Raw genomic sequence first — 25,964 nt, 5'->3', positions numbered from 1 at the left:
GGTTCAGTGCGTCGCGGCGGAGCTGTCGTCGTGAACCATCACGAGTTCGCCGCGCAGCGAGTGCGGGTATGCGTGCACGATCTTCACGTCGACCATCTGGCCGATCAGCCGCGCGTGCGACGCGGCCGGCGCCGGGAAATTGACGACGCGGTTGTTCCCGGTGCGGCCCGCGAGCTCGTTCGGGTCCTTGCGCGCCGGGCGCTCGACCAGAATACGCTCGACCTTGCCGACCATCGCGTTGCTGATGCGCTGCACGTTTTCTTCGATCGTGGCCTGCAAATGTTGCAGACGTTTGAGCTTCACCTCGCGCGGCGTGTCGTCGTGCAGGTTCGCGGCCGGCGTGCCGGGGCGCGGGCTGTAGATGAACGAGAAGCTCGTGTCGTATTTCATTTCGTCGACGAGCGCCATCATCTTCGCGAAGTCTTCCTCGGTCTCGCCGGGGAAGCCGACGATCATGTCCGTCGACAGCGACAGGTCCGGGCGGATCGCGCGCAGCCGGCGGATCACCGACTTGTACTCGAGCACGGTGTAGCCGCGCTTCATCGCCATCAGGATACGGTCGGAGCCGTGCTGCACCGGCAGATGCAGGTGGCTCACGAGCTTCGGCACCTTCGCGTAGGTGTCGATCAGGCGCTGCGTGAATTCCTTCGGATGCGAGGTCGTGTAGCGAATCCGCTCGATGCCGGGAATCTCGGCGACGTATTCGATCAGCGTCGCGAAGTCGGCGATCTCCGCCGCGCCCGAGGTCAGCGCGCCTCGATAAGCGTTGACGTTCTGCCCGAGCAGCGTGACTTCGCGCACGCCCTGGTCGGCGAGTCCGGCGATCTCGGTCAGCACGTCGTCGAGCGGACGCGACACTTCCTCGCCGCGCGTGTACGGCACGACGCAGTAGCTGCAGTACTTGCTGCAGCCTTCCATGATCGACACGAACGCGCTCGGACCGTCGACGCGCGCCGGCGGCAGGTGATCGAACTTCTCGATTTCGGGGAACGTGATGTCGACCTGCGCGCGGCCGGTCGCGCGGCGCTCGTCGATCATCTGCGGCAGGCGGTGCAGCGTTTGCGGACCGAACACGAGATCGACGTACGGCGCGCGCGCGACGATCGACGCGCCTTCCTGGCTGGCCACGCAGCCGCCCACGCCGATGATCAGACTGGGATTCGCGTCCTTCAGCTCGCGTACGCGGCCGAGGTCGGAGAAAACCTTCTCCTGCGCTTTTTCGCGCACCGAGCAGGTATTGAACAGGATCACGTCGGCGTCTTCCGGCGTGTCGGTCTTGACGAGTCCTTCAGCGGCACCGAGCACGTCGACCATCTTGTCGGAGTCGTACTCGTTCATCTGGCAGCCGAAGGTTTTTACATAAACTTTCTTGGTCATCGAATTTCGCCGGTCGCAGTGGTTAACCTGGGGGCGTCATAAAGGGGTGAAGGAGTTGCGGGGCGGGGATAGCGCGGCGCATGGGGCCGGCATGCAAGCACCTTTGCAACGTAACGCAACATTATAGCCCTTCACGGAGCGCGGATTTTGGCACCCGCCTGGCCGGTCACTACGCCATTCGCGCCGTGATTTGCCGTGTCGTGCAGGGTTTCATGCGCGGTGTCGCGCGGCCGTTCGGGCGGCAGACCCAGCAGCCTTTCCAGTTCATCGGACACCCGCGCGAAACGCTCGCTCAGAAAATCGAGCAGCACGCGCACGCGCGGCGCCATGAAGCGGTTGCGGTGATAGAGCGCGTGCAGCGGCGCATCCGGGTAGCGCCACTCGGGCAGCAGGATCTTCAGGCGCCCGGCGAGCAGATCCGCTTCCACATCCCACATCGATTTGATCGCGATGCCGTAGCCGCGCAGCGCCCATTCGCGCGCGACCGCGCCGTCGTTGGTTTCGCGCGCCGATTCGAACGGCACGCTGTAGTGCTGCACCTCGTCGCCGCGCGTGAAGCGCCATTCGCTGGCGGGCCCCGACGTGGTGCCGAGCACGATGCAGTCGAAGTTGGCGAGATCGAGCGGATCCTTCGGCTCGCCGCGGCGCGCGACATAGGCGGGCGACGCGCACAGCACACGCCGGTTCGGCGCGAGCCGGCGCGCGACCAGCGAACTGTCCCGCGGCACGCCGAAGCGGATCGCCAGATCGATGTCTTCCTGCACGAGATTCGCGAGCGAGTCCGACAGCGTGAGCCCGAACGTCACATCCGGATAGAGCGCGTTGAATTCGTCGAGCCAGTGCATCAGCAGATTGCGGCCGAAGTCGGAGGTCGTCGACACCCGCACCTTGCCGCGCACGACGCCCTGGCCAGCCTGCAGCGCGGCTTCGGCGTCGTCGAGCGACTGCAGTGCCTGGCGGCAGCAATTCAGGTACAGGCGGCCTTCGTCGGTGAGCCGCAGCTGGCGCGTGGTGCGCTCGAACAGGCGCGCTTTCAGGCTGGCTTCGAGTTTCGCGAGCCGCGCGCTCGCGGCGGCCGGCGTCAGGCCCAGCTTGCGGCCCGCCGCCGACAGGCTGCCTTGCTGCGCCGCTTCGACGAAGAGGCGGATGTCGCCGAGATTGTCCATCGCCCGTTTTCAAAGAGAATTTGAAAATGCTTCAAATGCTACGCCAATTATCAAATCGGTACCGCGCCCCGACAATGCAGCCGTCGAAACACCGTCCTGGAGCAGCACATGCCCATTCCATTACTCGCGCTCGCGATCAGCGCATTCGCGATCGGTACGACCGAATTCGTCATCATGGGCCTGTTGCCCGACGTCGCGCGCGATCTGTCCGTCTCGATTCCGGCGGCGGGCCTGCTCGTGAGCGGCTATGCGCTCGGCGTCGCCGTGGGCGCGCCGCTGCTCGCGGTGATCACCAGCAGGATGTCGCGCAAGTTCGCGCTGCAATTGCTGATGGGCGTGTTCATCGTCGGCAATGTGCTGTGCGCGATCGCGCCCGGCTATTCGGTGCTGATGATCGCGCGCGTCGTGACGTCGTTCGCGCACGGCTCGTTCTTCGGCATCGGCGCGGTGGTCGCTGCTTCGCTCGTGCCGGCCGAGAAGCGCGCCAGCGCGATCGCGCTGATGTTCACGGGCCTCACGCTCGCGAACGTGCTCGGTGTGCCGTTCGGTACTTTCGTCGGCCAGCAGTTCGGCTGGCGCGCGGCATTCTGGATCGTCAGCGGCTTCGGCGTGCTGTCGCTCGCCGGCATCGCGGCGCTGGTGCCGAACCGGCACGACACCGGCCCGGCCGGCCTCGGCCACGAAGTGCGCGTGCTGAAGGACCCGCGGGTATGGATCGCGCTCGCGATGACGGTGCTCGGCTTCGGCGGGGTGTTCGTCGTGTTCACCTATATCGCGCCGATCCTCGAACAGGTGAGCGGCTTCTCGCCGCGCGGCGTGACGCTGATCCTCGTGCTGTTCGGCGTGGGCCTGACGGTCGGCAACACGGTCGGCGGCAAGCTCGCGGACCGCGCGCTGATGCCGTCGCTGATGGGCATTCTCGCCGCGCTCGCGGTGGTGATGGCGATCTTCGCGCGCACCAGCCATTCGCAGGTGGCCGCGGCGATCACGATATTCGTGTGGGGCATCGCGGCGTTCGCGACGGTGCCGCCGCTGCAGATGCGCGTGGTCGAGAAGGCGGCCGCCGCGCCGAATCTGGCCTCGACGCTGAACATCGGCGCGTTCAACGTCGGCAACGCGGCGGGCGCGTGGCTCGGCGGCCTCGTGATCAATCACGGCCACGCGCTCGATACGTTGCCGTGGGTCGCGGCGGCGGTCAGCGTGGCGGCGCTGCTGCTCACGTGGTTCGCCGCGCGCATGGATGCGCCGGCCGCGCCGGTTGCGCAGCGCGCGTAAGTTGCTTGCCTCCGCGATGGTGATAACAGTGTGAAGATAACTTCGTTGGGCGCCGCGTAAGCCGATGCTATCTTGCTTCCACTCACTGCTCTCGCGCCGTCCGTCGGCGCTCTGGAGGCCAATATGCATTCTCCGCTCGCGCTGGTTCGCGATCCCTCGGCCGATCCCGATACGGATGCGGCGTCGCGCCCGGCCGAACCTTTCGATGCGCTCGAGCAACTGGTCGGCGTGAATCTGGCCCGGCTGCGCGCCGAACGGCAGCTGTCGCTCGATGCACTGGCTCGCGCGTCCGGCGTATCGCGCGCGATGCTCGCGCAGATCGAATCGGCGCGCAGCGTGCCGTCGATCAAGGTGCTGTGCAAGGTGGCGGCGGCGCTGAAGGTGTCGGTGGCGGCGTTTTTGCGGCGTCACGCGACCAACGGCTTCGAGCACTTGCCGGCGGAGCGCTCGGTGCGCGTCGTCAGCGCGAATGGGCGCTACTCGGTGCGCCCGCTTTATCCCGACGACGAACCGGCCGCCGCCGAATTTCACGAGCTGCGGATCGCGCCGCTGCATACCGAGGCGGGCGTCCGCCGCGCGCCGGGCACGACGGTGAATCTCGTGGTCAGCGACGGCACGCTCGAAGTCAGCGTGCACGACCAGCGTCAGTTGCTGGCGACGGGCGATGCGATCGTGTTCGACGCCGATCAGCCGCATAGCCTGCGTAATCCCGGTGACACCGAGGCGCGCGCGTTTCGCGTGACGCTGCGGGCCGAAACGCCGCCGCGCTGGGAGGTGCCCGCGGCGGGCGCGGCGCGGGATGAAGCGGGAAGCGAAAGGGCGCCGGGATGAGGACCGGTTCCGCGTCACGTGCGGCGGACTCCGGCTGACGCCCCGAGCGGTGGCGCCAGTTCCGGGTTCAACACCACGAGTAGGGTCTTTGCGCGCCGCGCTGCATGCGTGGCGCGCCCGTTGTATGCTTGGTCGGCCGGTCGATCCGGCAATCAGTGCGTCTTCAGGGCGGGGTGAAATTCCCCACCGGCGGTAGGCCGACAGCGCGACAGCGCCACGCCGGCGAGCCCGCGAGCGCCCGCGCGCGGTCTTCAGCGTATCGAAGAGCGCGGCGGGGTCAGCAGATCTGGTCAGAAGCCAGAGCCGACGGTCATAGTCCGGATGGAAGAAGATGTGCAGATAGTCATGTGCGTTCCGTGATGCCGCCCGTCGTTCAGGCGGTGCATGAGCGCCGCTTTCGCGCGGCGTTCGGCGGCGCGTTCGCGTCTGTTTGCAATGCCCTGAAACGTTTCTCGCCCAACTTTTGCGATGAGCGTTTCAATCATGTCTATTGCTGCCTTTCCTGCTCCGTCGACGCTTGCCGAGGATGCAATCGCCGACCTTCCCCTCCTTGCCACCGAACCCGTGCCGCCGCGTATCGCCGCCGCCTTGCAGGCGTTGCGCGAGGGCCGCGCGGTCGTGCTGCAGGACGACCACGATCGCGAGAACGAAGCCGATCTGATCGTCGCGGCCGAGCGTCTGTCGGTCGAAACGATGGCGCTGCTGATCCGCGAATGCAGCGGCATCGTGTGTCTGTGCCTGCCGGACGACAGGATCCGCGCGCTCGAATTGCCGCCGATGGCCGTCCACAACGAAAGCCGTCACGGCACCGCTTTCACGGTGTCGATCGAGGCGCGCGAAGGCGTGACGACCGGCGTATCCGCGCTCGATCGCGTGACGACGATCCGCGCCGCGATCGCCGATACGGCGCGGCCGGCCGACATCGTGCGCCCGGGCCACGTGTTCCCGCTGCGCGCGATGCCCGGCGGCGTGCTCGCGCGGCGCGGCCATACCGAAGGCACGGTCGATCTGGCGATCCTCGCGGGCCTGAAGCCGGCCGGCGTGCTGTGCGAACTGATGAACCCGGACGGCACGATGACGCGCGGCGCGGATGTCGAGCGCTTCGCCGCGAAACACGATCTGCCGATGCTGACGATTGCCGAGCTGGTCGAGTTTCGCGAGGCGCTCGCGCAGGCGCGCGAGGGTGTGGCGCTCGAGGCCTGAAAGCGGATGCGGGCGCGCGTGATGGTTGACGCCGCGTCCGCGTTCCGATGCACGCTCGTCACGAGCGTGAGACCTCCGCTGCCTATGCCGGCAATCCGGAATAGATCGTCTCGACCGTGCGCTGAACCGCTTCCACGCGCCTGAGCACCGCTTCGATGAACGCGTGCGCGAGGCGCGACGGCTCGGTGTGCCCGGGAACCAGCATCGCGTAGTCGTACGCGACGAACGGCTGTAGCGGCTTGAGCACGAGGCCGGGATGCTGGAACGCGACAGCGGTGAACGGGTCGATGATCGCGATACCCAGGCCCTCGTGGGCGAGCATCGCCGCCTGCGCCGACATCGTGGTTTCGACGAACGACAATACCGAAACGCCCGCATGCTCGAAGGCTTCGTCGATCAGCGTGCGCAACATGCTGTCGGAGCCGAGCGAAATGATCGGATCGGACGCCAGCATCGCGGGCGTCACGAACGGTTCCGCCGCCAGCCTGTGACTGCGCGGCACCATGCAGATCGCGGGCAGCGGCTGGAAGGTTCGGATCCGCACGCCGCTCTGGTTCACCGGCAGCGCGGCGAAGCCGACGTCGATCTGCCCGCTCGCCACCCACTGCGCCACGTCCGGCGAACTGCGTACCTGCGAGGCGAGCCTGACGCCGTCGTGCGCGAGATGAAACTCGCGCACGATGGGGGGCAGCAAACCGAGCGCCAGCGCCGGCGACGACGCAATCCTCAGATGACCCACGCGAAAGGTCGCAATGTCCTCCGCGCGCTTCGTGATCCATTCGAGGCCGGAGAACGCCTGCTCCACCTCACGGAAGAGCAACTGGCCTTCGGCCGTGAGCTGGAAGCGGCGCGCGCGATCGAACAGCGTGAAGCCGATGGTGTTCTCCATGTCGGCGATCAGGCGGCTGACGGCGGGCTGCGAGATGAACAGGCGCTCCGCCGCGCGCGACACCGAACCCGTCAGGACGACGACGCGGAAGGCTTCGACCTGCCTGAGAGAGAGGCGCGTGCGGCGAACCGGTGAAGAGGTCATGGGCGAGCGAAAGGTAAACAGGCAGGCACCATTGTCGCCATAACAAAAACAAATAGCGACCGCAAAAAATGCGATTGGACGTCATAAATTGACGGGCGAATCATGGCTGCAAATCTCACCACCCACGAGGGAGACGGCCTTGACTCCAGCGCTGTACCAAACCCGCATCCGCGACGTGCAAACCGGACTGGGCCGCCGTGGCCTTGCCTGCATGGTCGTCATCAAGCCCGAACACGTGCGCTACCTGTCCGGCTTCTGGGGCTATTCCACCCGTCCCGAGTACGCCAGCCCGCGCCGGCTCGTGGCGCTGGTGGTACCCGCCAGCGGCGAACCCACGCTCATCGTGCCGAAGATCGAATTCAACTTCGCGAGCCGCCGGACCTGGCTGCGCGACGTGCGGCATCACGTCGAATGGGCGCCCCGGCCGGGCGAGGTGTTCGGCGGCCTCGAACTGCTCGACGTCGTTCTGAAGGAAAAAGGCCTGACCCGAGGCTGCGCCGGCGCTGAGTTGGGTTTCATTTCAGCGCGGCTCTTCGGGATGCTGTCGGACACCTTTCCCCAATTGGCCTTCGAGGAGGCGTCGTCCGTCGTCGAAGCGCTGCGCGTGATCAAGTCGCCGGAAGAAATCGACATCATGCGGATCAGCGGCCGCATGGCGGTGGCGGAGCTACAGGCGGAACTGGGTGCGATCCGCGCCGGTGTTCGCGAATACGAAATCGCGCAGCGCGGCCGGGCCGAGGCCACCCGCCTCGCCGCCGAATACGTGATCGCGCACGAAGACAATCCGCTGCCCATCGAGCATCCGTTGAACGACGGCCATCAGATCCTCACGTCCAACGAGCGGCTCGACATGGTTCACGCGCTGGCCTCCACGCGCATGCTGGGCGAAGGCGACATCGTGCTGCTCGATTTCTGCCGGATCCCGCAACTCTACGGTTATCGCATCGGCTTCTCGCGCAATGCCGCGCTGCGCGGGTTGACGGCGCAGGAGCAGGAGCTGTACGACATCGTCGATCACTCGTATGACGCGGCGCTGGACGTCCTCAAGCCGGGCCTGCCGGCGGAAGGTCCTGATCTGGTGGTGCGAGAGATTCTGGAGAAAGCCGGGCTGGTGGACAGCTTCGTGCATCGCACCGGCCGCGGCGTCGGCCTCGAAGCCGTGGAAGGGCCGGAAATCGGCGCCGGCGACAAGACTATTTTGAAACCGGGTATGGTCGTGACGGTCGAGCCGAGCATCTATTACCAGGGCTTCGCCGTGCACGTCGAAGACACGTATCTGATCACGCATGACGGATTCGAGCGCCTCACGGAATGTCCGCGAGAGATCCGGGTCATTCCGGCGCGATAGCGGTAGACACGACACGCGCGTGCTGCCCGCGCGCGCGAATATTCAAAGGAGACCTCCCATGAACCTGTTCCAGTTCTTCAGCCGGCTAGCCGGGGCGACGGCGCTGACGATCGCGTTGAGCGCGCTGCCGGCCACGCCGGTATTCGCGCAGTCCAGGACGGTCGTGTTCGCCGGTTGGGGCGGCAGCATCGAAAAAGCGCAGCGGCAGGTGTTTTTCGATTCCTTCGAGAAAGAAACCGGCATCAAGGTCATCGACGTGCCGGACGTGCAACTAGCCAAGCTGAAAGCGATGGTCGACACCGGCAATCCCCAGTGGGACGTCGTGCAGGCGCTCGGCATGTGGATCCCGCAGGGCGAGAAGGAGAACCTGTGGGAGAAGCTGGATTTCAACGTGATCAGCAAGCAGGGGGTTCCGCCGTCGCTGGTGGACGATTACTCGCTCGGTAATTCCACCTACGGCATGGTGCTCGCGTACAACACGAAGGCCGTGAAGGGCAACGTGCCCGAGTCGTGGCGCAGCCTGTGGGATATCAAGGGACATCCGGGCGCGCGGGGCATGTTCGACGGGCCGCGCTACACGCTCGAAGTCGCGCTGCTCGCCGACGGCGTGCCGCCCAGCAAGCTGTATCCGCTCGATGTCGACCGCGCGTTCAGGTCCCTCGACAGGATCAAGGACCAGGTGGCGGTGTGGTGGAAACAATGGCCGCAGGTGCCGGTGCTGCTCGCGTCGCAGGAACTCACGATGTCGCTCACGTCCAATACGCGGATCAACTCGGTCAGGAAGGCCGAAGGCGCGCCGGTCGACCTGTCGTGGCATCAGTCGCTGATGACGGTGGACTTTCTCGCGGTGCCGCGCAACGCGAAGAACCGCGACAACGCGATGAAGCTGATCCAGTGGATGAACGACCCCAGGCGGCAGGCGCAACTTGCCAGAATGACCGGCATCGGGCCGGGCAATGCCGACGCACTGAAATACCTGACGGATGACGAGAAGGCCGATCTGGCCTCGTACCATTATCAGAAGGGCGAGATGGTGTTGTTCGACAATGCCTGGTGGGCCGCGAACGAGCAGGCGATGACGCAGCGGTGGGACCAATGGAAGCTGCAATAAGCGTGACGGGCGCGGTCCCCCGCCGGCGCCGCGCCGGCTCGCTGTGGCTGCTCCTGCCGGCGTTCGTGTTGCTGGCCGGCGCGTTCATCGGGCCGCTCGCGGTCCTGCTGTCGCGCAGCGTGCTGGACCCCGACTTCACGCTGCGGCATTACGCGCGGATCTTCAGCACGCCGGCCTATCTGCGCGTGATCTGGATCAGCATCGAGATTGCGCTCGTGTCCACCGCGATCTGCCTCGCCGCCGGCTATCCGACTGCCTACGTGCTGTCGCGAATGCGCGGCACGGCCCGCACGGCGCTGCTCGGCATGGTGCTGCTGCCGTTCTGGACCAACATCCTGGTGCGCGTCTATGCGTGGATCGTGGTGCTGCAATCGCGCGGCGCGATCAATCTGTTGTTGATGGACACGCTCGGGATCATCGATCACCCGCTCAAGCTCGTGTTCAATTACACCGGCGCGATCATCGGCATGGTGCACTACCTGATGCCGCCGACCATCCTGATCCTCGACAGCACGATGCGCTCGGTCGACCAGCGCCTCGTGCTGGCCGCGCAAAGCCTCGGCGCGACGCCGCGGCGCGCGTTCTTCCGGGTGTTCGTGCCGTTGACGTTGCCGGGCATTCGCGCGGCCGCGGTGCTGATCTTCATCATGGGGCTGGGCTTCTTCGTCACGCCCGCGCTGCTCGGCGGACGCCAGCAACTGACGATGTCGATGCTGATCAACCAGGATTTCACCGAAATCATGGACTGGAGCTTCGGTTCCGCGCTGGCCGTCGTGCTGCTCGCGCTGACGCTGGCGGGACTGTACGTGTACTACCGCCTGCAGCGCAAGGCGGGCGCCCGGCCGAACGGAGGCCTTCATGTCTGACACCGTTCGCGACTCCGGGGGCATCTTCAGCAAGACGATCGCGGGGCTGACCATCGCGTTCCTGCTGCTGCCGCTCGCGGTCGTCGTGCCGATTTCGTTCGGCACGTCGTCGCTGATGACGTTTCCGCCGCACGATTACTCGCTGCGCTGGTATCGGGTGCTGGTGAGCGACAGCCGCTGGCTGAGCGCCGCGTTGACGAGCCTGCGGCTCGGCATCATGGTCGCGTTCGCGTCCACCGTGCTGGCGACCCTGACGGCGATCGGCATCTTCCGCTATCAGGGGCCGGGCAAGGCCGCGTTGCAGGCGCTGGTGCTGTCGCCGCTGGTGGTGCCGGTGATCGTCATCGGCGTGGCGTTGTTCTACCTGTTTTCGCTGCTCGGGATGACGGGCTCGATGACCGCGCTGGTCTGCGCGCACACGCTGCTGACGTTTCCGTATGGCGTGGTGGTGATCAATGCGGCGCTCGAGCGTTTCGACACCCGCCTCGAGCAGGCCGCGATGAGCATGGGCGCGAATCCGGCCCGGACATTGTGGCGCGTGACCTTGCCGATCATCCGTCCGTCCATTTTCGTCGCCGCGGTGTTCGCGTTCCTGATCTCGTTCGACGAAGTCGTGATGGCGCTGCTGCTGTCCGGTCCGACGACGCTGACCATTCCAAAGCAGATGTGGGACGGCATCCGTTTCGATCTGACGCCGGTGATCGCGGCGGTCTCCACCGTGCTGCTGGTGTTTTCGTCCGCGCTGGTGGCCTTTGCCGAGGCGATCCGGCGCCGGTCTCAAGGAAATACACGATGAATCCTCACACGACCTCGTCCGGCTCGCGGCGCCGCTCAGCCGCGCTGAAACTCGTCGAGCTGCGCAAACAGTTCGGCGACATCGTCGCGATCGACGGCGTGTCGCTCGATGTGATGGCGGGCGAGTTCGTCACGCTGCTGGGCGCGAGCGGCTCCGGGAAATCGACCACGCTGATGGCGGTGGCCGGTTTCATCGACGCCACCAGCGGTGAAGTCCTGATCAACGGGGAAGACCAGAGCCGCCAGCCGCCGCACAAGCGCGACATCGGCCTCGTGTTCCAGCACTACGCGTTGTTTCCGCACCTGTCCGTCGAGAAGAACGTCGCGTTTCCGCTGGAGATGCGCAGGCTGCCGAAAGCGCAGATCGGCGAACGCGTGAGGCGCGCACTCGATCTGGTCAGGCTCGGTAGTCTGGGCGCGCGCAAGCCGTCGGAGCTGAGCGGCGGCCAGCAGCAGCGCGTCGCGCTGGCGCGCGCGCTCGTCTACGAACCGTCGATCCTGTTGCTCGACGAGCCGCTCGGCGCGCTGGACAAGAGCCTGCGCGAGGAAATGCAGTGGGAGATCCGCCGCATCCAGCAGGCGCTCGCGATCACCACGGTCGCCGTCACGCACGACCAGCACGAGGCGATCACGATGTCGGACCGCATCGCCATCATGCGCAACGGGCGCATCGAACAGATCGGCACCCCCGCCGATATCTACGAGCGGCCGCGCACGCGCTACATCGCGGAGTTCATGGGCTCGTCGAATTTTCTGCGCGGCAAGGTGGAAGCCGGCCCGGACGGCGGTCGCCTGCGGGTCGCGCCGCACACGGCCGTGCCGCTCGCGCCGCGCGCCGGCGCGCTGGCCGATGGCAGCATGGATCTGGTCATCCGGCCCGAGCGCGTGCGATGCGTGCCCGGCCCGCGGGAGGGCGACGGGCTGGCCGGCGCGATCGCCGGCGTCACGTATGTCGGCGAAGCCTGGCAAATAGACGTGAAACTGGATTCCGGCGAGATGCTGACGGCTTCGCACGCGAATCACGGCGAGCTGGCGCTCGCGCCCGGCGACCGCGTCGCCATCGATCTGGGCACGCACCCGTGGTGGGCCGTGCCGCTGGAGAGCTGAACACACGATGCCGATCTACGAATATCAATGCGCCGACTGCGGACGCTTTGCCGCGCTGCGCAGGCTGGCCGACTATGCCGAACCCGCGCCGTGCCCGGCGTGTGGGAAGCCAGCGCCGCGCACGGTGAGTCGTCCCGCGTGGCTCGGGCCGAGCGAGCGTCAGCGCCGCTACGACGGCGACGGCGCGCTCACGTCGTCGCCGCATGCCGCGGCGCGCACGGACACCGGGACGGTGCGCCAGCATGCTTCCGGCTGCGCGTGTTGCCGGTCCGTTTCGCTGACGCAAGCCATCGCCGCCGGCGCGGGAGCGGGCGACGATGTCGACTGATCCTCACCGCACGGTTGCGAATGGCGACTATGACGCCGCGATCATCGGCGGCGGCCTCGTCGGCCTCGCGATCGCGTATGGGATGAGCCGCGCCGGCGCGCGCGTGGTCATCCTCGACGAGGGCGACGTCGCATATCGCGCGTCGCGCGGCAATTTCGGCCTCGTGTGGGTGCAAGGCAAGGGTGTGGGAAAGGGCGCCTACAGCAACTGGACCCAGGGTTCCGCGCGCGAATGGCCGCGCCTCGCGCGCCTGTTGCGCGAGGACACGGACATCGACGTGATGCTGGAGCAGCCCGGCGGCTTCCAGGTCTGCCTGTCCCATGCCGAGATGCAGGCGAAGCTCGACAGCATGGCGGCGTTGATGGCGCAGCAGGATGTGGAGCGCTACGACTATCAGGTCTGCGATCCGGCCGATCTGCGCGCGGCGTTGCCGGGCCTCGGCCCGGACGTCGTGGGCGGCGTGTACACGCGGCTGGACGGCCACGTGAATCCGCTGCGGCTGTTTCGCGCGTTGCTGCTGGGCGCCCAGGCGTATCAGGCCGCTTATCGGCCGATGGCGCCGGTGTCCCGCGTCGACCCATGCGCCGACGGCTTCGCCGTGCAGACGCCGGGCGGCGCGGTGCGCACGTCGCGGGTCGTGCTGGCGGCGGGCCTCGCCAATGCGCAACTGGCGCCGGCGCTGGGCATGAACGTGCCGGTCCGTCCGCAGCGCGGGCAGATCCTCGTCATGGAGCGCATGCCGCGCTTCATGTCGTATCCGATCGTCACGCTGCGCCAGACCGACGAGGGCACCGTATTGATCGGCGATTCGCTGGAAGAAGCGGGTTTCGACGACCGCGTCGGCCTGCCGGTGCTGGCGACGCTCGCCGAGCGCGCCACGCGCATCTTTCCGGCGCTCGAATCCGCCCGCGTGGTGCGGACGTGGGCCGCGCTGCGCGTGATGAGCCCGGACGGCTTTCCCGTATACGCGCAATCTTCGACGCTGCCCGGCGCTTTCGCCGCGACCTGCCACTCCGGCGTCACGCTCGCGGCGGCCCATGCGTTGCTGCTGGCGCCGTCCATCCTCGCGGGCAAGCTGCCCGGCGCGCTGGCGCCTTTTTCCATGGATCGATTCAATGTTTGAACGCGCGAAGGTCTTGCCGCCTGCCGGCGTCACGTTTTACTTCGATGGCGTGGCGATGCTCGCGCGCCCCGGCGATAGCGTCGCGGCCGCGTTGCTGGCCAACGGCGTGCGAATCGTGCGCTCGACGCCGGCGGGCGGCCGTCCACGCGGACCGTATTGCATGATGGGCGTGTGCTTCGATTGCCTCGTCACGATCGACGGCGCGGCCAACCAGCAATCCTGCATGATTCCGGTGGCGGCCGGCATGGTGGTCGGCACGCAGGCGCGTCCGGGCCCGTGGACCGGCGCGGCGCGGCACGGCGAAGGGGGCGAGCCGTGAGCGCGGGGGACGATTTCGACGTGATCGTCATCGGTGCCGGGCCCGCGGGCATGAGCGCGGCTGCGCGCTGCGCGCAAGCGGGCCTCGCGACACTGCTGGTGGATGAGCAGCCGGGGCCGGGCGGGCAGATCTACCGCGGCATCACCGCGCCCGCGATCGCCGATCGCGCGGTGCTGGGCGCCGACTACTGGCACGGCGAAACCCTGGTCGAGCGGTTACGCGGATCGGGCGTCGACTATCGGCCGTGCACGACGGCATGGTCGGTGATGCGCGACGGCGCGGAGCCATCCGCGCATTGGGAAATCGGCTTGAGCAGCGCGGGACGCTCACGCGTCGCTCGCGCGCGGCACGTGATCGTGGCCACCGGCGCGCAGGAGCGGCCTTTCCCGATTCCCGGCTGGACCCTGCCCGGCGTCATGACGGCGGGCGCCGCGCAAATCCTGCTGAAGACCGCCGGCCTCGTCACTGGCGGAAAGACCGTGATCGCCGGCACCGGGCCGTTGCTGTACCTGCTGGTTGCCCAACTGGCCGCCGCGGGCGCCCGGATCGAGCGCGTGCTGGAGATCGTCCGCGCGACGCCCGCGGAAGGCGGGTTGGCGAGCGCCTGGGATTTCGTCCGCTCTCCGTATCTGGCGAAGGGCCTCGCCATCTGGCAGCGCGCGCGCCGCGCCGCGCCGTTCGACACCGGCGTCACCGCGCTGCGCATCACCGGCGATACGGCGGCAACGGGTGTCGCATACCGGTGCAACGGGCGCAATAAGCATGTCGAAGCGGATACCGTACTGCTGCATCAAGGCGTGGTGCCGGGCATCAACCTGACGCGCGCGCTCGGCTGCGCGCACGAGTGGAATGCGCGGCAGCGTTGCTTCACCGTCACGCGCGACGCATGGGGCGCCACGACCGTCGACGGGATCAGCATCGCGGGCGACGGCGCGGCGATTCGCGGCGCGCGGGTCGCCGAGCTGGAAGGCGAGATCGTGGCGCTGGACGTGTTGTCACGGCTGGGCGTCGGATCCGTCGCGCACCGCGACGCGGCGGCCGCGCCGTTACGCGCGGCGCTGCGCCGCTGGCTGCGCGGGCGCGCGTTTCTCGATGCCCGCTATCGGCCTGCCGACGCGACCTGCATCCCCGACGGCGACACCATCGTCTGCCGTTGCGAAGAGATCACCGCCGCGCAGGTGGCGGACATGACAGACCATGGCGCCACCGGTCCGAACCAGATGAAGAGCTTCCTGCGCTGTGGCATGGGACCGTGCCAGGGCAGGCTATGCGGGCTGACGGTGACGGAGATCGTGGCCCGGCGGCGCGGACTCACGCCGGATGAAACCGGCTACTACCGGCTACGTTTTCCGATCAAGCCGGTCACGCTGCGGGAACTCGCGGCCATGCCGCAGACCGAGGCGTCGCAGTTCGCCGTCACGCGCATGAAGGCGGTCGATAGCACGGCGGCACAGGACGCCTCGACATGAACGACGAAGGGTGAACGACGAACGGCGGCGGGCGCGAGAAAAAGCCGCTACGACTGCACGTCGCCGAATTCGCCGCGCCCGGCCGCCTCGACGAGGCCGGGCAATTCATCCATGTGCTTCATGATGCGCGTCATGCCCATCCGCCGCAGCGCGTCCGCATAGCCGTCCGGAATATGGCTCGCGCCGACGAATGCGATCGTCTTCATGCCCGCCGCGCGCGCCGCGTTCAGTCCCGCGACGCTGTCCTCGACGACGAGGCAGCGCGACGGCTCGACGCCGAGCGTCCTTGCCGCGAACAGATAGACATCGGGATAGGGCTTCGGCCGCGCGACCTGCTCGGCGCTGAAAATCCGCTCGCCGAAAATCTGCTGCAAGCCGGCGCGCCGCACCGATGCGGCGACGCGCGTCATGCGGCTGTTCGACACGACCGCGGCGGGCAGGGTCACGCGTTGCAGCGCGTCGCGCACGCCGTTGATCGCACTCAGCGACGCGGCGAGCTCGAGTTCGACGTTGTGTTCGATCGTGTCGAGGAAGTCGGCTGGCAGCGTGATGTCGAACTGCTGCTCGACGCCGGCGAGAAAGCGCGAGGTTTGCTGGCCGAACGCGGTTTTGATGACGGGGGCGAAATCGAGGCCGGGGAAGGTGGCCGTCAGCGTGTCGAACATCACGCGATCGGCGATGACTTCGCTGTCGACGAGCACGCCGTCGCAGTCACAGATGAGGTGGTCGATCATGCCTGAAAAACGGTAAGCGGGACGCGCGCCGGGATGGAAAGCGTCATGATACGTGCTTTCCGGCGCGGATCCTCACGCCTCGCGCGTGCATTTTCACGGCATATCCGCCCACGCCTTCGCCGCCCGGATCGCGCGCTGCCACCCGTCGAGGCAAGCCTTGACCTCCGCGTGCGGCAGCGCCGGCGTGAAGCGGTGTTCGAGCTTCCACTGGCTTTGCAGTTCGTCGATGTCCTTCCAGTAGCCGACCGCGAGACCGGCGAGATAGGCTGCGCCGAGCGCGGTCGTCTCCGACACCTTCGGGCGCACCGCGTCGACGCCGAGAATGTCGGCCTGGAACTGCATCAGCAGATCGTTCGCGCAGGCGCCGCCGTCCACCCGCAATTCGCCGATGCGGATGCCCGAGTCGGCTTCCATCGCCTTCAGCACGTCGAGCGATTGATACGCGATCGAATCGAGCGCGGCGCGCGCGATATGCGCGGAGCTCGTGCCGCGCGTGAGCCCGAACAGCGTGCCGCGCGCATGCGCGTTCCAGTGCGGTGCGCCGAGCCCGGCGAACGCGGGCACGAGGTACACGCCGTCGCAATGCGGCACGCCGCGCGCGAGGGTTTCGATCTCCGCCGCGTTCTTGATGATGCCGAGGCCGTCGCGCAGCCACTGCACGACCGCGCCGCCGATGAAGATGCTGCCTTCGAGCGCGTAGTCGATTCTGTCGCCGATCTGCCAGGCGATCGTCGTGACCAGATTGTTCCGCGATTCGATCGGCTTGTCGCCGGTATTCATCACGAGAAAACAGCCGGTGCCGTAGGTGTTCTTCACCATGCCCGATTCGGTGCACATCTGGCCGAACAGGGCGGCATGCTGATCGCCGGCGATGCCCGCGAGCGGAATCTTCGACGCGAACACGGTGGTCACGGTCGGCCCGTACACCTCCGACGACGGCCGCACCTCCGGCAGCATGCCGCGCGGGATGTCGAGCGCGGCGAGCAGTTCGTCGTCCCATTCCAGCGTGTGGATGTTGAAGAGCATCGTGCGCGACGCGTTGGTCACGTCGGTGATGTGCAGCGCGCCCTTGGTGAAATTCCACATGAGCCAGCTATCGACGGTGCCGAACGCGAGCCGGCCCTGACGTGCTTTTTCGCGCGCGCCTTCGACGTTGTCGAGAATCCAGCGGATCTTGGTGCCCGAGAAGTAGGAATCGATCGGCAGGCCGGTTTTCGCGCGCACCGCGGCTTCGAGCCCCTGCGCCTTCAGTTCGTCGCAGAAGTCGGCGGTGCGGCGGTCCTGCCAGACGATCGCGTTGTAGACCGGGTGGCCGGTTTCGCGATCCCACACGATCGTGGTTTCGCGCTGGTTCGTGATGCCGATCGCGGCGATCGACGTGCCATTGATGCCGGCGCGTGTGACGGCTTCGGCGGCGACGCCGGCCTGGGTCGACCAGATTTCCTGCGGGTCGTGCTCGACCCAGCCCGGATGCGGGTAGATCTGCTGGAATTCCTTCTGCGCGGTCGACACGACGTTGCCGCGCCGGTCGAACAGCATTGCGCGCGAGCTGGTGGTGCCCTGGTCGAGCGCGAGGACGTACTGATCCTGCATTGTCTCTTCTCCATGATGTTGCGGATCGCCAGGCCGCGGGCCGGCGATCGGAGCGGCGTGTTGTTGTGAGCGGGCTGCCATAGTGTGATGGCGCGTGCCGGCCTCGTCCAGCCGAAGACGGGGCGGCGCCAGGCGCTTCGCCTCGGCCCGTGCGCGTTCCCGCTATACGGGCCGCCTGCGCTACGCGCTTTGCCGCGCCGGTTCGCGGGCGAACCATGCGTCGATGTCGCGCGTGACCCGCTCGAGCGTGCCCGGCTCGACGTGCAGCCCGAGCTTCGAGCGCCGCCACAGCACGTCCTGCGCGCAGCGCGCCCATTCGGTATCGCGCAGATAGCTCAGCTCGGCTTCGTAAAGACCCGGCGCGAACGCCGGGCCGAGATCCGCGAGCGCGCGCGCATTGCCGATCACGCGGTTCGCGCGCGTGCCGTACGCGCGGGCAAGCCGATGCGCGAGCGATGCCGGCAGCCACGCATGCTGCTGGCGGAATTCGCCGAGGAAGCGCTCGAAGTTCGCCTGCGCGATGTCGCCGCCCGGCAGCGGCGCGCTCACGGTCCACGCGGGCGCGCTGTGCCGCAGCGCCTCGGTGAGCGTGTCGACCGCCTGCTCGGCGAGCTTGCGAAACGTCGTGATCTTGCCGCCGAACACCGACAGCAGCGGCGCTTCGCCCGCCGGCGCGTCGAGTTCGAGCGAGTAGTCGCGCGTGACCGCCGACGGGTTGTCCGCGTTCTCGTCCTCGAGCAGCGGACGCACGCCCGAGTAAGTCCAGCGCACGTCGGCGGGCGAGATCTTCTGCTTGAAGTAGCGGTTGATCGAATCGCACAGGTACTGCGTTTCGTTCGCGTCGATCGCGACCTGCGACGGGTCGCCCCGATATTCGAGGTCGGTCGTGCCGATCAGCGTGTAGTCGTGCTCGTACGGGATCGCGAAGATGATCCGCTTGTCCGGGTTCTGGAAGATGTACGCATGGTCGTGCTCGAACAGGCGCCGCGTGACGATGTGACTGCCCTTGACGAGCCGCACGCTGTGCGACGCCGGCCGGCCCAGCGCGCCTTTCAGCAGTTCGCCGACCCACGGGCCCGCCGCGTTCGCGATGGCCGCGGCGCGCACGTCGAGCGTCGAGCCGTCCGCGCGCCGCAGTTGCGCGCGCCATTCGCCGTCCACGCGCTCCGCGCTGACGAGCTTCGTGCGCGTGAGGATCGTCGCGCCGCGCTCGTGCGCGTCGAGCGCGTTCAGCACGACGAGGCGCGCGTCGTTGACCCAGCCGTCCGAATAAACGAAGCCGCGCTTGATCGAATCGACGAGCGGCGCGCCGGCCGGATGCTTTTTCATCACGATGCCGCGCGAACCGGGCAGCAGCTCGCGTCTGGCCAGATGATCGTAGAGGAACAGGCCCGCGCGGATCAGCCAGGCGGGGCGCAGATCGGGCATGTGCGGCATCACGAAGCGCAGCGGCCACATGATATGCGGCGCGGCGCGCAGCAGCGTTTCGCGTTCTTGCAGCGCTTTGCGCACGAGCCCGAATTCCTTGTATTCGAGATAGCGCAGGCCGCCGTGAATCAGCTTGGTACTTGCCGACGACGTATGCGCGGCCAAATCGTCCTGCTCGCACAGCAGCACCGACAGGCCGCGGCCGGCTGCGTCGCGCGCGATGCCGGCGCCGTTGATCCCGCCGCCTACGACGAGCAAATCGTATTTCGAGCCTTGCGTCACCTGCTGGGTCCTCTGCGTCGAATCTGAAGGGAAGCGAATGGGCAAACCGGGCCCGCCGAACACTGGACGTTGGGGAGCGCGGGAAAGCCAATCGAACGAATGATGTTCGTTTTCGAACTTTAATGAACATATTCGAAAAAGTAAAGTTCAATTCGTCCGTGCCAGATCCTGGGGAGTGGCGCAACGCGCGGCCACGGACGATACTCTCGGCAGCAGCCATTTCGAGGTGATGAATGCGTGGACTTTTAATGATCGGCGCCGCGGCGGTTCTGGCCGGATGCGTGAGCTCGCCGAGCCTGGAGGGAACGAGGGGAGCGCCGTCGTTCGACGCGTTGCAGCAGATGTGCTCGCCGCAGACGGTCGACTACGGCAACGACGCGCAGTCCGTCTACGCGACCTTTTTCGACGCCTATGTGGCGAACCGGCGCGGCCGGCTGTCGAAGGAGGATTTCTGCGCGTTCCAGGCGTCGATCGCGCAACGCCACGCAAGCGAGGCGACCAGCAGCGATCCGAAAATGCGCAATCAGTGGGTCGAATTCTTTGCCGAGCAGCGCGCGCAAGCGATCAGCTGGCGCTCGAGGGTCGATCCGACCTTGCGCAGCGGTTGAGCGGCGCGCACTCATCCGCGTTGCGGCAATGCTCCCCGCCATAGCATGCGCAGAAGCTGCGCGAACACGGCTTCGCGCGATAGCTCGCGCGAGTCTTCCGGAGCGTCGTCCGGCCGTGCCGGCGGCGGCAACTGGTTCGCCAGCGCGAGCATCGTGAAGCCGTGCAGGCTGGTCCAGTACGCGTAACCGATCAGTTGCGCGTCGCCTTCGAGCACACCCGCCGCGACCAGTCGCTCGAAGTGCGCGCCGAGCAGGCGCCACGCGCGCTGTGACGCCGCGGCCAGTTCCGGGTGAGCGCCGCGCTGCGGTATCTGATCGAACATCAAACGGTACGCGTGCGGTTCATCGAGCGCGAACGCGACGTAGGCCTGACTCACCACGGCGTGATCCGCGGCGGGCGCGTCAGCGGGGATGCTTTGCGCGGCCGCTTCGAGGCGCGCGGCGAAGCGGTTGAACGCGGCGGCGCGGACCATCGCGAGGATCTCGTCCTTGTCGCGGAAATAGCGGTAGGGCGTCATCGCGCTGCAGCCGAGCTCCTTCGCCAGTTCGCGCATCGTCACGCCTTGCGCGCCGCGTGTCGCGAACGCGTTTTCGGCCACGCGCCGCATGGCTTCGCGAAACTGCTGGATGTCTTCGGGAGAGAGCGTCTTGGGCATGCGCGCGAGCGGGAAATCCGTCGCGTGAATTTACTGTGTAAATGATTTATGCACAACAAAGGGCCGCGAAGCCGGCCCTTTGTCAGGTGAATTGAATGGAAGCGCTGAAAGAAACCCTATGAGAAACGCTTGATGGCCCGCAACGCGTCGTCGCCGGTTTCCGTCACGCGCCACCGTTCATTGCCCGATGCGAGGCGTTCGAGCTGCACCAATTGGCGTTCGAGCAATGCATCGAGTTCTTCGCGGTCCATGTCGACCTGGTGGGGGGCGTCCTTGACGAGCAACAACGTGGCGAATTCATGCGGACTCAGCATCGTTCTCTCCATGTCAGGCAATCGCGGACGGCCTTGCAGGCAACCGGCCAGGCCGGGTTGGGTCCGCTAACGGATCAGGCGGGAAGTACGGCTTACTCGACAGATTCATACAACCGGGCGCCGCGCAAACGCGCGACGCACGTCGGGGAACTGGAGTGTAGGCGAGCCCCAATGAAACACCAACCTGGACCCTGTAAATTTTCCCTTTGACAATTGGGCGCCTGAGCGGCGGTCCGGCGCAGCGGACAGATCCTTGATTTCACTTGAAGTTTCGCGTGCGCCGCAGCATGGCGGAGAACGTCTGGCGCCCGCCGCGAATATCCAGCGAATATCCGCCGAACTACGCGGCGACGTAGATCTGGCAGTTGGCGGCGGTCAGCGTGTCGGCCATGTCCGCCGGCGGGGCCGCGTCGGTGAAGAGCGCGTCGATCTGTTCGAGATGCCCCTGGCGAACCAGCGCGGGGCGGCCGAATTTGGAGTGGTCGGCGGCGAGAAACACGGTGCGCGCGTGCGCGATGATCGCCTCGGCCACGCGCACTTCGCGGGTGTCGAAATCGCGCAGCGTGCCGTCGGTTTCGATGCTCGACGTGCCGATGATCGCGAAATCGACCTTGAACTGGCGGATGAAGTCGATCGCGAGTTCGCCGACGATTCCCTTGTCCCACGGCCGCACGATGCCGCCCGTCACGAGCACCTCGCAATCCGGGTAGCCGCTCATCATGCTCGCGACGTTCAGATTGTTCGTGATCACGCGCAGTCCGCGGTGCCGGTTCAGCGCGCGGGCGACTTCCTCGGTGGTCGTGCCGAGGTTGATGAAGAGCGACGCCTGATCGGGAATGTGAGTGGCCACTAACGCCGCGATGCGCCGCTTCTCTTCGTGGAACATGCGCTGGCGCGCGGTGTAGGAAACGTTCTCGGAGCTGGTCGGCAGGCTCGCGCCGCCGTGGTAGCGGCGCAGCAGGTTCATGTCGGCGAGCCAGTTGACGTCGCGGCGGATCGTCTGCGGCGTTACGTCGAAGTGGCTCGCGAGATCGTCCACGGTCACGAAGCCGTCGCGTTGCACCCACTCCAGCAGTTCCTGTTGCCGGGCGTTGAGAGTCAGGCGGGGGTCTCGTGTCATGGGTCTCGTGTCGTGGATGTTGTGTCGGCGCGATCCGTTGCGCGGTCGGGGCGCGGTCGCCGCGCGGGGCGGGAAGGTCCGCGCAAATCAGGCGGCGAGTCGGACAAAAAATTATGCAGGCTCCGGCTTCGCTCGAAGGAGTTGCGGCTATTGTAAGACCATCGGGCCCCTTGTCCGCCAACTCGTGCAATCCGCACGGACGGCCGTCGAAGCTTCGAACCCCCATTCAGGTGGATTACGCATTTATTCATTTGATAAATGAATTTGTTTTTTGGCCGGGTTCGCGCTGCAATCCGGGGTTCCGCGTTTTACCTGCTTTACAACCTTTCCCATGATGTCCGGCGACTTTTTCCCGCCGGGCCGCGCTTTCGAGAGTGTTCGACATGACTGGCTTCAACTGGCAAAACCCCTATCCGACACAACGTCTGCCCGTATTCGCACGCAACCTCGTTTCGACCTCGCATCCGCTCGCCGCGCAGGCCGGTCTGCGCATGCTGTGGAAGGGCGGCAACGCCGTCGACGCGGCGATCGCGGCGGCCGCCGCGATCACGGTCGTCGAGCCGGTGTCGTGCGGGCTCGGCGGCGATGCGTTCGCGCTCGTGTGGGACGGCAAGAAGTTGCATGGGCTGAACGCGTCGGGCGCGGCGCCGGCCGCATGGAACGTCGATTATTTCAAGCGCAAATACGGCGAGGAAAACGGTCTCGCGGTGCAGCCCAAGCGCGGCTGGGACGCGGTGACGGTGCCGGGCGTGATCGCCGGCTGGGAAGCGCTGCATCAGAAGTTCGGCAAGCTGCCGTTCGCCGACCTGATGGAGCCCGCCATCGAGATCGCCGAGCGCGGTCACGCGGTCGCGAGCATCGTCGCGTACAAGTGGGCGAACGCGATCCCCGAACTGAAGGACCAGCCGGGCTTCGCGCAGACCTTCATGCCGCGCGGCCGCGCGCCGGAAGTGAGCGAGCTGGTGCGTTTCCCCGGCCATGCGAAGACGCTGCGCCAGCTCGCCGAGCAAGGCCCGCGCGCCTATTACGAAGGCGAGATCGCCGGGCGGATCGCCGCGTTCGCGCGTGAAGGGGGCGCCGCGCTGAGCGCCGAAGACCTGCGCAACTACCGCCCGGACTGGGTCGAGCCGATCGGCAAGGACTATCGCGGCTATACCGTGCACGAGATTCCGCCGAACGGCCAGGGCATCGCGGCGCTGATCGCGCTGGGCATCCTCGAGAAATTCGACGTGAAGTCGCTGAAGATCGACAGCGTCGAGTCGCAGCATCTGCAGATCGAAGCGATGAAGCTCGCATTCGCCGACGTCTACCGCTACGTCGCCGATCCGCGTTCGATGGAAGTCACGCCCGAGCAGATGCTCGACGACGCGTACCTCAGCTCGCGCGCGAAGCTGATCGATCCGAAGCGCGCGACGCATTTCGACTTCGGCATGCCGAAGGCGGGCGGCACGATCTACATGTCGACGGCCGACGAGAACGGCATGATGGTGAGCTTCATCCAGTCGAACTACATGGGCTTCGGCTCCGGCGTCGTGGTGCCGGACAGCGGCATCGCGCTGCAGAACCGCGGCTGCGGCTTCTCGATGGATCCGGGCTCGCCGAACGTCGTGGCAGGCGGCAAGCGGCCGTTCCACACGATCATCCCGGCGTTCCTCACGCAGCAGGTGAACGGCCGGCAGGAAGCGGTGATGAGCTTCGGCGTGATGGGCGGCGACATGCAGCCGCAAGGCCATCTGCAAACGGTGGTGCGCATGCTCGATTACGGCCAGCAGCCGCAGGCCGCGTGCGACGCGCCGCGCTGGAAGGTCAACCGCGACTTCACGATCGACATCGAAGCGACGCTCGATCCGAATACCGCCGACGCACTGCAAAAGCTCGGCCACACGATCAAGTCGGTCGACGATCCGTACATGGACTTCGGCTCCGGCCAGTTCATCTGGAAGCTCGATCGCAACGAGCCGGAGCGCGGTTATGTCGCGGCCAGCGACAGCCGCCGCGACGGCCTCGCCGCCGGTTTCTGAGCGGCGGCCCGAAGCCAGACCCGGACTCATCCCAACGTGACGCGCGGCGCCTCGCGGGCCGCCGGCGCCGTCCTGTGCGCATCACGGGCGGGCGGTGCTTCACGAATAACGGCGACCACGTACCACCACGTACCACCACGTACCACCACGTATCACCACGTATCACGCATCGGACAGGCAGGAGACCTTCATGCAAACCCCCGCGTCGACTTCCGCGACCGCTTCCCCTCATGCGCCGCCCGCGCCGCTTTCCAAAGCGATGGTGCGGCGGATCGTTTTTTCGTCGTCGGTCGGTAACGCGCTCGAGTGGTTCGACTTCCTGGTCTACGGGTACTTTGCGACGATCATCGCGAAACAGTTCTTCCCGATGCAGGACGAGTGGCTGTCGACGCTGCTCGCGATCGCCACCTTCGGCATCTCGTTCCTGATGCGCCCGCTCGGCGCGATCGTGCTCGGCGTGTACGGCGACCGCAAGGGCCGCAAGGCGGCGCTCACGCTCGCGATCGCGCTGATGATGATCGGCACCTTCACGATGGCGGTGATGCCGCCGTTTTCGTCGATTGGTCTCGCGGCGCCGCTGCTGGTGCTGCTCGCGCGGCTCGTGCAAGGCTTCGCAGTGGGCGGCGAGTTCGGCAGCGCGACCGCGTTCATGGTCGAGCACAGCGCGTCGCGGCGCGGCTATTACGCGAGCTGGCAGTTCGCGAGCCAGGGGCTCGCGGCGATCACCGCGGCGGCCTTCGGTTCGCTGCTGACCGCCTGGCTGCCGGCCGAACATCTGAATAGCTGGGGCTGGCGCGTGCCGTTCGTGTTCGGCCTGCTGGTCGGTCCGGTGGGCTATTACATCCGCTCGCATCTCGACGAAACGCCGGAGTTCCTCGCGGTGCGCGAAGAGCGCGCCGCTCGCGAGGCGGCCGGCGAGCGCAAGGCCGTGGACGAATCGAAGGATGCGTCGTTCTCGAATCAATGGGTCAACCTGCTGCTCGCGATCGGTATCGTCGCGCAGTCGACGGTCGGGGTGTACGTGCTGCAGCTCTACATGCCGCTTTACGCGGTCAAGCAGTTGCATATGGCCGCGGCCGCGTCGTTCGGCGTGGTGGTGCTCAACGGCGGCATGCAGTTCGTCTTCTCGCCGATCATGGGCGCGCTGTCCGATCGTATCGGCCGCATTCGCATCATGCTGACCACGTCGATCCTGATGGGCGTGCTGATCTATCCGATGTTCGCGTGGCTGCAAACGCATCCGACGATCGGCTGGCTGCTGGTGCTGCAAGGCGTCGCCGGCCTCTTCAAGGCGGCTTACTCGGGGCCGATGCCCGCGCTGATGTCGGAGATCTTCCCGACCCAGGTGCGCTCGACCGGTCTTTCGATCGGCTACAGCATCGGCGTGACGCTGTTCGGCGGCTTTGCGCCGACCATCGTCGAAACCTTCATCCATTTGACCGGCGACAAACTCGCGCCAAGTTATTACGTGCTGCTCGCGGCGGTGCTGTCGGGCGTATCGCTGGTCATCGTCGCGGTGCGCATGCGCCGCGTGCGTGTCGCGCACGGCGGCGTGCAGCAGCCCGCCTGAGCGCCGCGCCGCGGCGTCCGTGGCTGCCGCGGCGGTCCCGCGAGGCGCGCCAGGCCTGCTTCGGCGGACTGCGATGGACTTCCGCGGGCTTCGCGCCCACACTGAAAACCAGCTCTTCGAGCTGGTTTTTTTTCGCCGCTCGCACGCCGCTTTAATCCCCTGAAAGATATCGACTATCTTTGAACTGGAACTGCGGCGCTTCGGCACGGTCTGTGCTGAGTGATCTGCATGACCGGATAACTCCGGCTAACATGCAAAGTACAAGATCCCAACTCTAATTCACGGCG

The 25,964-nt window shown here is 66.7% G+C and carries 25 protein-coding genes and 1 riboswitch; of the genes, 15 read left to right on the top strand and 10 right to left on the bottom strand.

The window, feature by feature from the left end; all coding sequences use genetic code 11:
* Positions 1-3: 3 nt before the first annotated feature.
* Positions 4-1,377, bottom strand: coding sequence for a tRNA (N6-isopentenyl adenosine(37)-C2)-methylthiotransferase MiaB (gene miaB / locus QM685_RS10275; protein WP_415115361.1), 1,374 nt, complete (start codon positions 1,375-1,377; stop codon positions 4-6).
* A 131-nt stretch (positions 1,378-1,508) separates the two neighbouring features.
* Positions 1,509-2,543, bottom strand: a complete 1,035-nt coding sequence (locus tag QM685_RS10270; protein WP_415115359.1) for a LysR family transcriptional regulator — start codon at positions 2,541-2,543, stop codon at positions 1,509-1,511.
* A gap of 108 nt (positions 2,544-2,651) precedes the next feature.
* Here QM685_RS10270 and QM685_RS10265 point away from each other — a divergent pair, with 108 nt between their 5' ends.
* The 3 genes from QM685_RS10265 (at position 2,652) to ribB (ending at position 5,852) form a co-directional block, all read left to right on the top strand.
* Positions 2,652-3,818: an MFS transporter gene (locus QM685_RS10265; RefSeq protein ID WP_415115357.1), complete on the top strand. Its 1,167-nt coding sequence runs from the start codon at positions 2,652-2,654 to the stop codon at positions 3,816-3,818.
* A 123-nt stretch (positions 3,819-3,941) separates the two neighbouring features.
* The gene (locus tag QM685_RS10260) at positions 3,942-4,649 is read left to right on the top strand and encodes a helix-turn-helix domain-containing protein (protein ID WP_415115355.1); all 708 of its coding nucleotides are present in this window, start codon (positions 3,942-3,944) and stop codon (positions 4,647-4,649) included.
* 155 nt (positions 4,650-4,804) lie between these two features.
* Positions 4,805-4,986, top strand: a riboswitch (FMN riboswitch).
* Between the two features lie 146 nt (positions 4,987-5,132).
* Positions 5,133-5,852: a 3,4-dihydroxy-2-butanone-4-phosphate synthase gene (gene ribB / locus QM685_RS10255; protein ID WP_415115353.1), complete on the top strand. Its 720-nt coding sequence runs from the start codon at positions 5,133-5,135 to the stop codon at positions 5,850-5,852.
* Between the two features lie 82 nt (positions 5,853-5,934).
* Here the strand turns inward: ribB and QM685_RS10250 are convergent, their stop codons facing one another.
* Entirely contained in the window at positions 5,935-6,885 is a 951-nt protein-coding gene (locus tag QM685_RS10250; protein WP_415115351.1) for a LysR substrate-binding domain-containing protein, read from the bottom strand.
* An 88-nt stretch (positions 6,886-6,973) separates the two neighbouring features.
* Between QM685_RS10250 and QM685_RS10245 the strand changes: the two genes are divergently transcribed.
* From QM685_RS10245 to QM685_RS10205, 9 genes are read left to right on the top strand one after another with little or no spacing between them, the layout of a single operon-like run.
* Positions 6,974-8,233 carry a M24 family metallopeptidase gene (locus QM685_RS10245; protein ID WP_415115349.1) on the top strand — a complete coding sequence of 420 codons (1,260 nt, stop codon included), beginning with the start codon at positions 6,974-6,976 and terminating at the stop codon, positions 8,231-8,233.
* Between the two features lie 58 nt (positions 8,234-8,291).
* Positions 8,292-9,344 carry an ABC transporter substrate-binding protein gene (locus QM685_RS10240; protein WP_415115347.1) on the top strand — a complete coding sequence of 351 codons (1,053 nt, stop codon included), beginning with the start codon at positions 8,292-8,294 and terminating at the stop codon, positions 9,342-9,344.
* Positions 9,329-10,210, top strand: a complete 882-nt coding sequence (locus QM685_RS10235; protein ID WP_415115345.1) for an ABC transporter permease — start codon at positions 9,329-9,331, stop codon at positions 10,208-10,210. The genes QM685_RS10240 and QM685_RS10235 overlap by 16 nt, the downstream gene beginning before the upstream one ends.
* On the top strand, positions 10,203-11,006 hold the full coding sequence (locus QM685_RS10230) for an ABC transporter permease (RefSeq protein WP_415115342.1): 804 nt from the start codon (positions 10,203-10,205) through the stop codon (positions 11,004-11,006). The genes QM685_RS10235 and QM685_RS10230 overlap by 8 nt, the downstream gene beginning before the upstream one ends.
* Entirely contained in the window at positions 11,003-12,112 is a 1,110-nt protein-coding gene (locus QM685_RS10225) for an ABC transporter ATP-binding protein (protein WP_415115340.1), read from the top strand. The genes QM685_RS10230 and QM685_RS10225 overlap by 4 nt, the downstream gene beginning before the upstream one ends.
* A 7-nt stretch (positions 12,113-12,119) precedes the next feature.
* Positions 12,120-12,440, top strand: coding sequence for an FmdB family zinc ribbon protein (locus QM685_RS10220; RefSeq protein ID WP_415115338.1), 321 nt, complete (start codon positions 12,120-12,122; stop codon positions 12,438-12,440).
* Entirely contained in the window at positions 12,430-13,563 is a 1,134-nt protein-coding gene (locus tag QM685_RS10215; RefSeq protein ID WP_415115336.1) for an NAD(P)/FAD-dependent oxidoreductase, read from the top strand. Before QM685_RS10220 ends, QM685_RS10215 begins: the two co-directional genes overlap by 11 nt.
* Positions 13,556-13,882 carry a (2Fe-2S)-binding protein gene (locus QM685_RS10210; protein WP_415115334.1) on the top strand — a complete coding sequence of 109 codons (327 nt, stop codon included), beginning with the start codon at positions 13,556-13,558 and terminating at the stop codon, positions 13,880-13,882. The genes QM685_RS10215 and QM685_RS10210 overlap by 8 nt, the downstream gene beginning before the upstream one ends.
* A complete protein-coding gene (locus QM685_RS10205; protein ID WP_415115332.1) occupies positions 13,879-15,351 on the top strand; it encodes an FAD-dependent oxidoreductase in 1,473 nt (490 codons plus the stop codon). Before QM685_RS10210 ends, QM685_RS10205 begins: the two co-directional genes overlap by 4 nt.
* A 47-nt stretch (positions 15,352-15,398) precedes the next feature.
* Here QM685_RS10205 and QM685_RS10200 read toward each other — a convergent pair whose 3' ends face one another.
* The 3 genes from QM685_RS10200 to glpD form a co-directional block, all read right to left on the bottom strand.
* A complete protein-coding gene (locus tag QM685_RS10200) occupies positions 15,399-16,085 on the bottom strand; it encodes an HAD family hydrolase (protein WP_415115330.1) in 687 nt (228 codons plus the stop codon).
* A 93-nt stretch (positions 16,086-16,178) separates the two neighbouring features.
* Positions 16,179-17,678, bottom strand: coding sequence for a glycerol kinase GlpK (gene glpK, locus QM685_RS10195; protein ID WP_415115328.1), 1,500 nt, complete (start codon positions 17,676-17,678; stop codon positions 16,179-16,181).
* 180 nt (positions 17,679-17,858) lie between these two features.
* Positions 17,859-19,388 (bottom strand): glycerol-3-phosphate dehydrogenase, encoded by a 1,530-nt coding sequence (glpD, locus tag QM685_RS10190; RefSeq protein ID WP_415115326.1) that lies wholly within the window; start codon positions 19,386-19,388, stop codon positions 17,859-17,861.
* Between the two features lie 233 nt (positions 19,389-19,621).
* On the opposite strand from glpD, the gene QM685_RS10185 reads away from it, so the two are divergent.
* Positions 19,622-19,996, top strand: coding sequence for a hypothetical protein (locus QM685_RS10185; RefSeq protein WP_415115324.1), 375 nt, complete (start codon positions 19,622-19,624; stop codon positions 19,994-19,996).
* A gap of 11 nt (positions 19,997-20,007) precedes the next feature.
* Here the strand turns inward: QM685_RS10185 and QM685_RS10180 are convergent, their stop codons facing one another.
* The 4 genes from QM685_RS10180 to QM685_RS10165 all read right to left on the bottom strand — a co-directional run bounded on the left by QM685_RS10180 (position 20,008) and on the right by QM685_RS10165 (position 22,471).
* On the bottom strand, positions 20,008-20,652 hold the full coding sequence (locus QM685_RS10180; RefSeq protein WP_415115322.1) for a TetR/AcrR family transcriptional regulator: 645 nt from the start codon (positions 20,650-20,652) through the stop codon (positions 20,008-20,010).
* A 116-nt stretch (positions 20,653-20,768) separates the two neighbouring features.
* The gene (locus QM685_RS10175) at positions 20,769-20,966 is read right to left on the bottom strand and encodes a hypothetical protein (RefSeq protein WP_415115320.1); all 198 of its coding nucleotides are present in this window, start codon (positions 20,964-20,966) and stop codon (positions 20,769-20,771) included.
* Positions 20,967-21,306: 340 nt separating this feature from the next.
* Positions 21,307-22,086, bottom strand: coding sequence for a DeoR/GlpR family DNA-binding transcription regulator (locus QM685_RS10170; RefSeq protein WP_415115318.1), 780 nt, complete (start codon positions 22,084-22,086; stop codon positions 21,307-21,309).
* Between the two features lie 247 nt (positions 22,087-22,333).
* On the bottom strand, positions 22,334-22,471 hold the full coding sequence (locus tag QM685_RS10165; RefSeq protein ID WP_415115316.1) for a hypothetical protein: 138 nt from the start codon (positions 22,469-22,471) through the stop codon (positions 22,334-22,336).
* Here QM685_RS10165 and QM685_RS10160 point away from each other — a divergent pair.
* Together QM685_RS10160 and QM685_RS10155 are read left to right on the top strand one after the other, a co-directional pair.
* A complete protein-coding gene (locus QM685_RS10160) occupies positions 22,470-24,107 on the top strand; it encodes a gamma-glutamyltransferase family protein (RefSeq protein ID WP_415115314.1) in 1,638 nt (545 codons plus the stop codon). The two genes, QM685_RS10165 and QM685_RS10160, sit on opposite strands and share 2 nt — an antisense overlap.
* A gap of 190 nt (positions 24,108-24,297) precedes the next feature.
* The gene (locus QM685_RS10155; protein WP_415115312.1) at positions 24,298-25,677 is read left to right on the top strand and encodes an MFS transporter; all 1,380 of its coding nucleotides are present in this window, start codon (positions 24,298-24,300) and stop codon (positions 25,675-25,677) included.
* Positions 25,678-25,964 lie beyond the last annotated feature (287 nt).

It is taken from the genome of Paraburkholderia sp., from assembly GCF_047605525.1.
In the GTDB taxonomy this organism is placed as follows: Bacteria; Pseudomonadota; Gammaproteobacteria; order Burkholderiales; family Burkholderiaceae; genus Paraburkholderia.
Note: the sequence above shows the minus strand (reverse complement) of the source record. Positions and strands in the feature narration are given on the sequence as shown.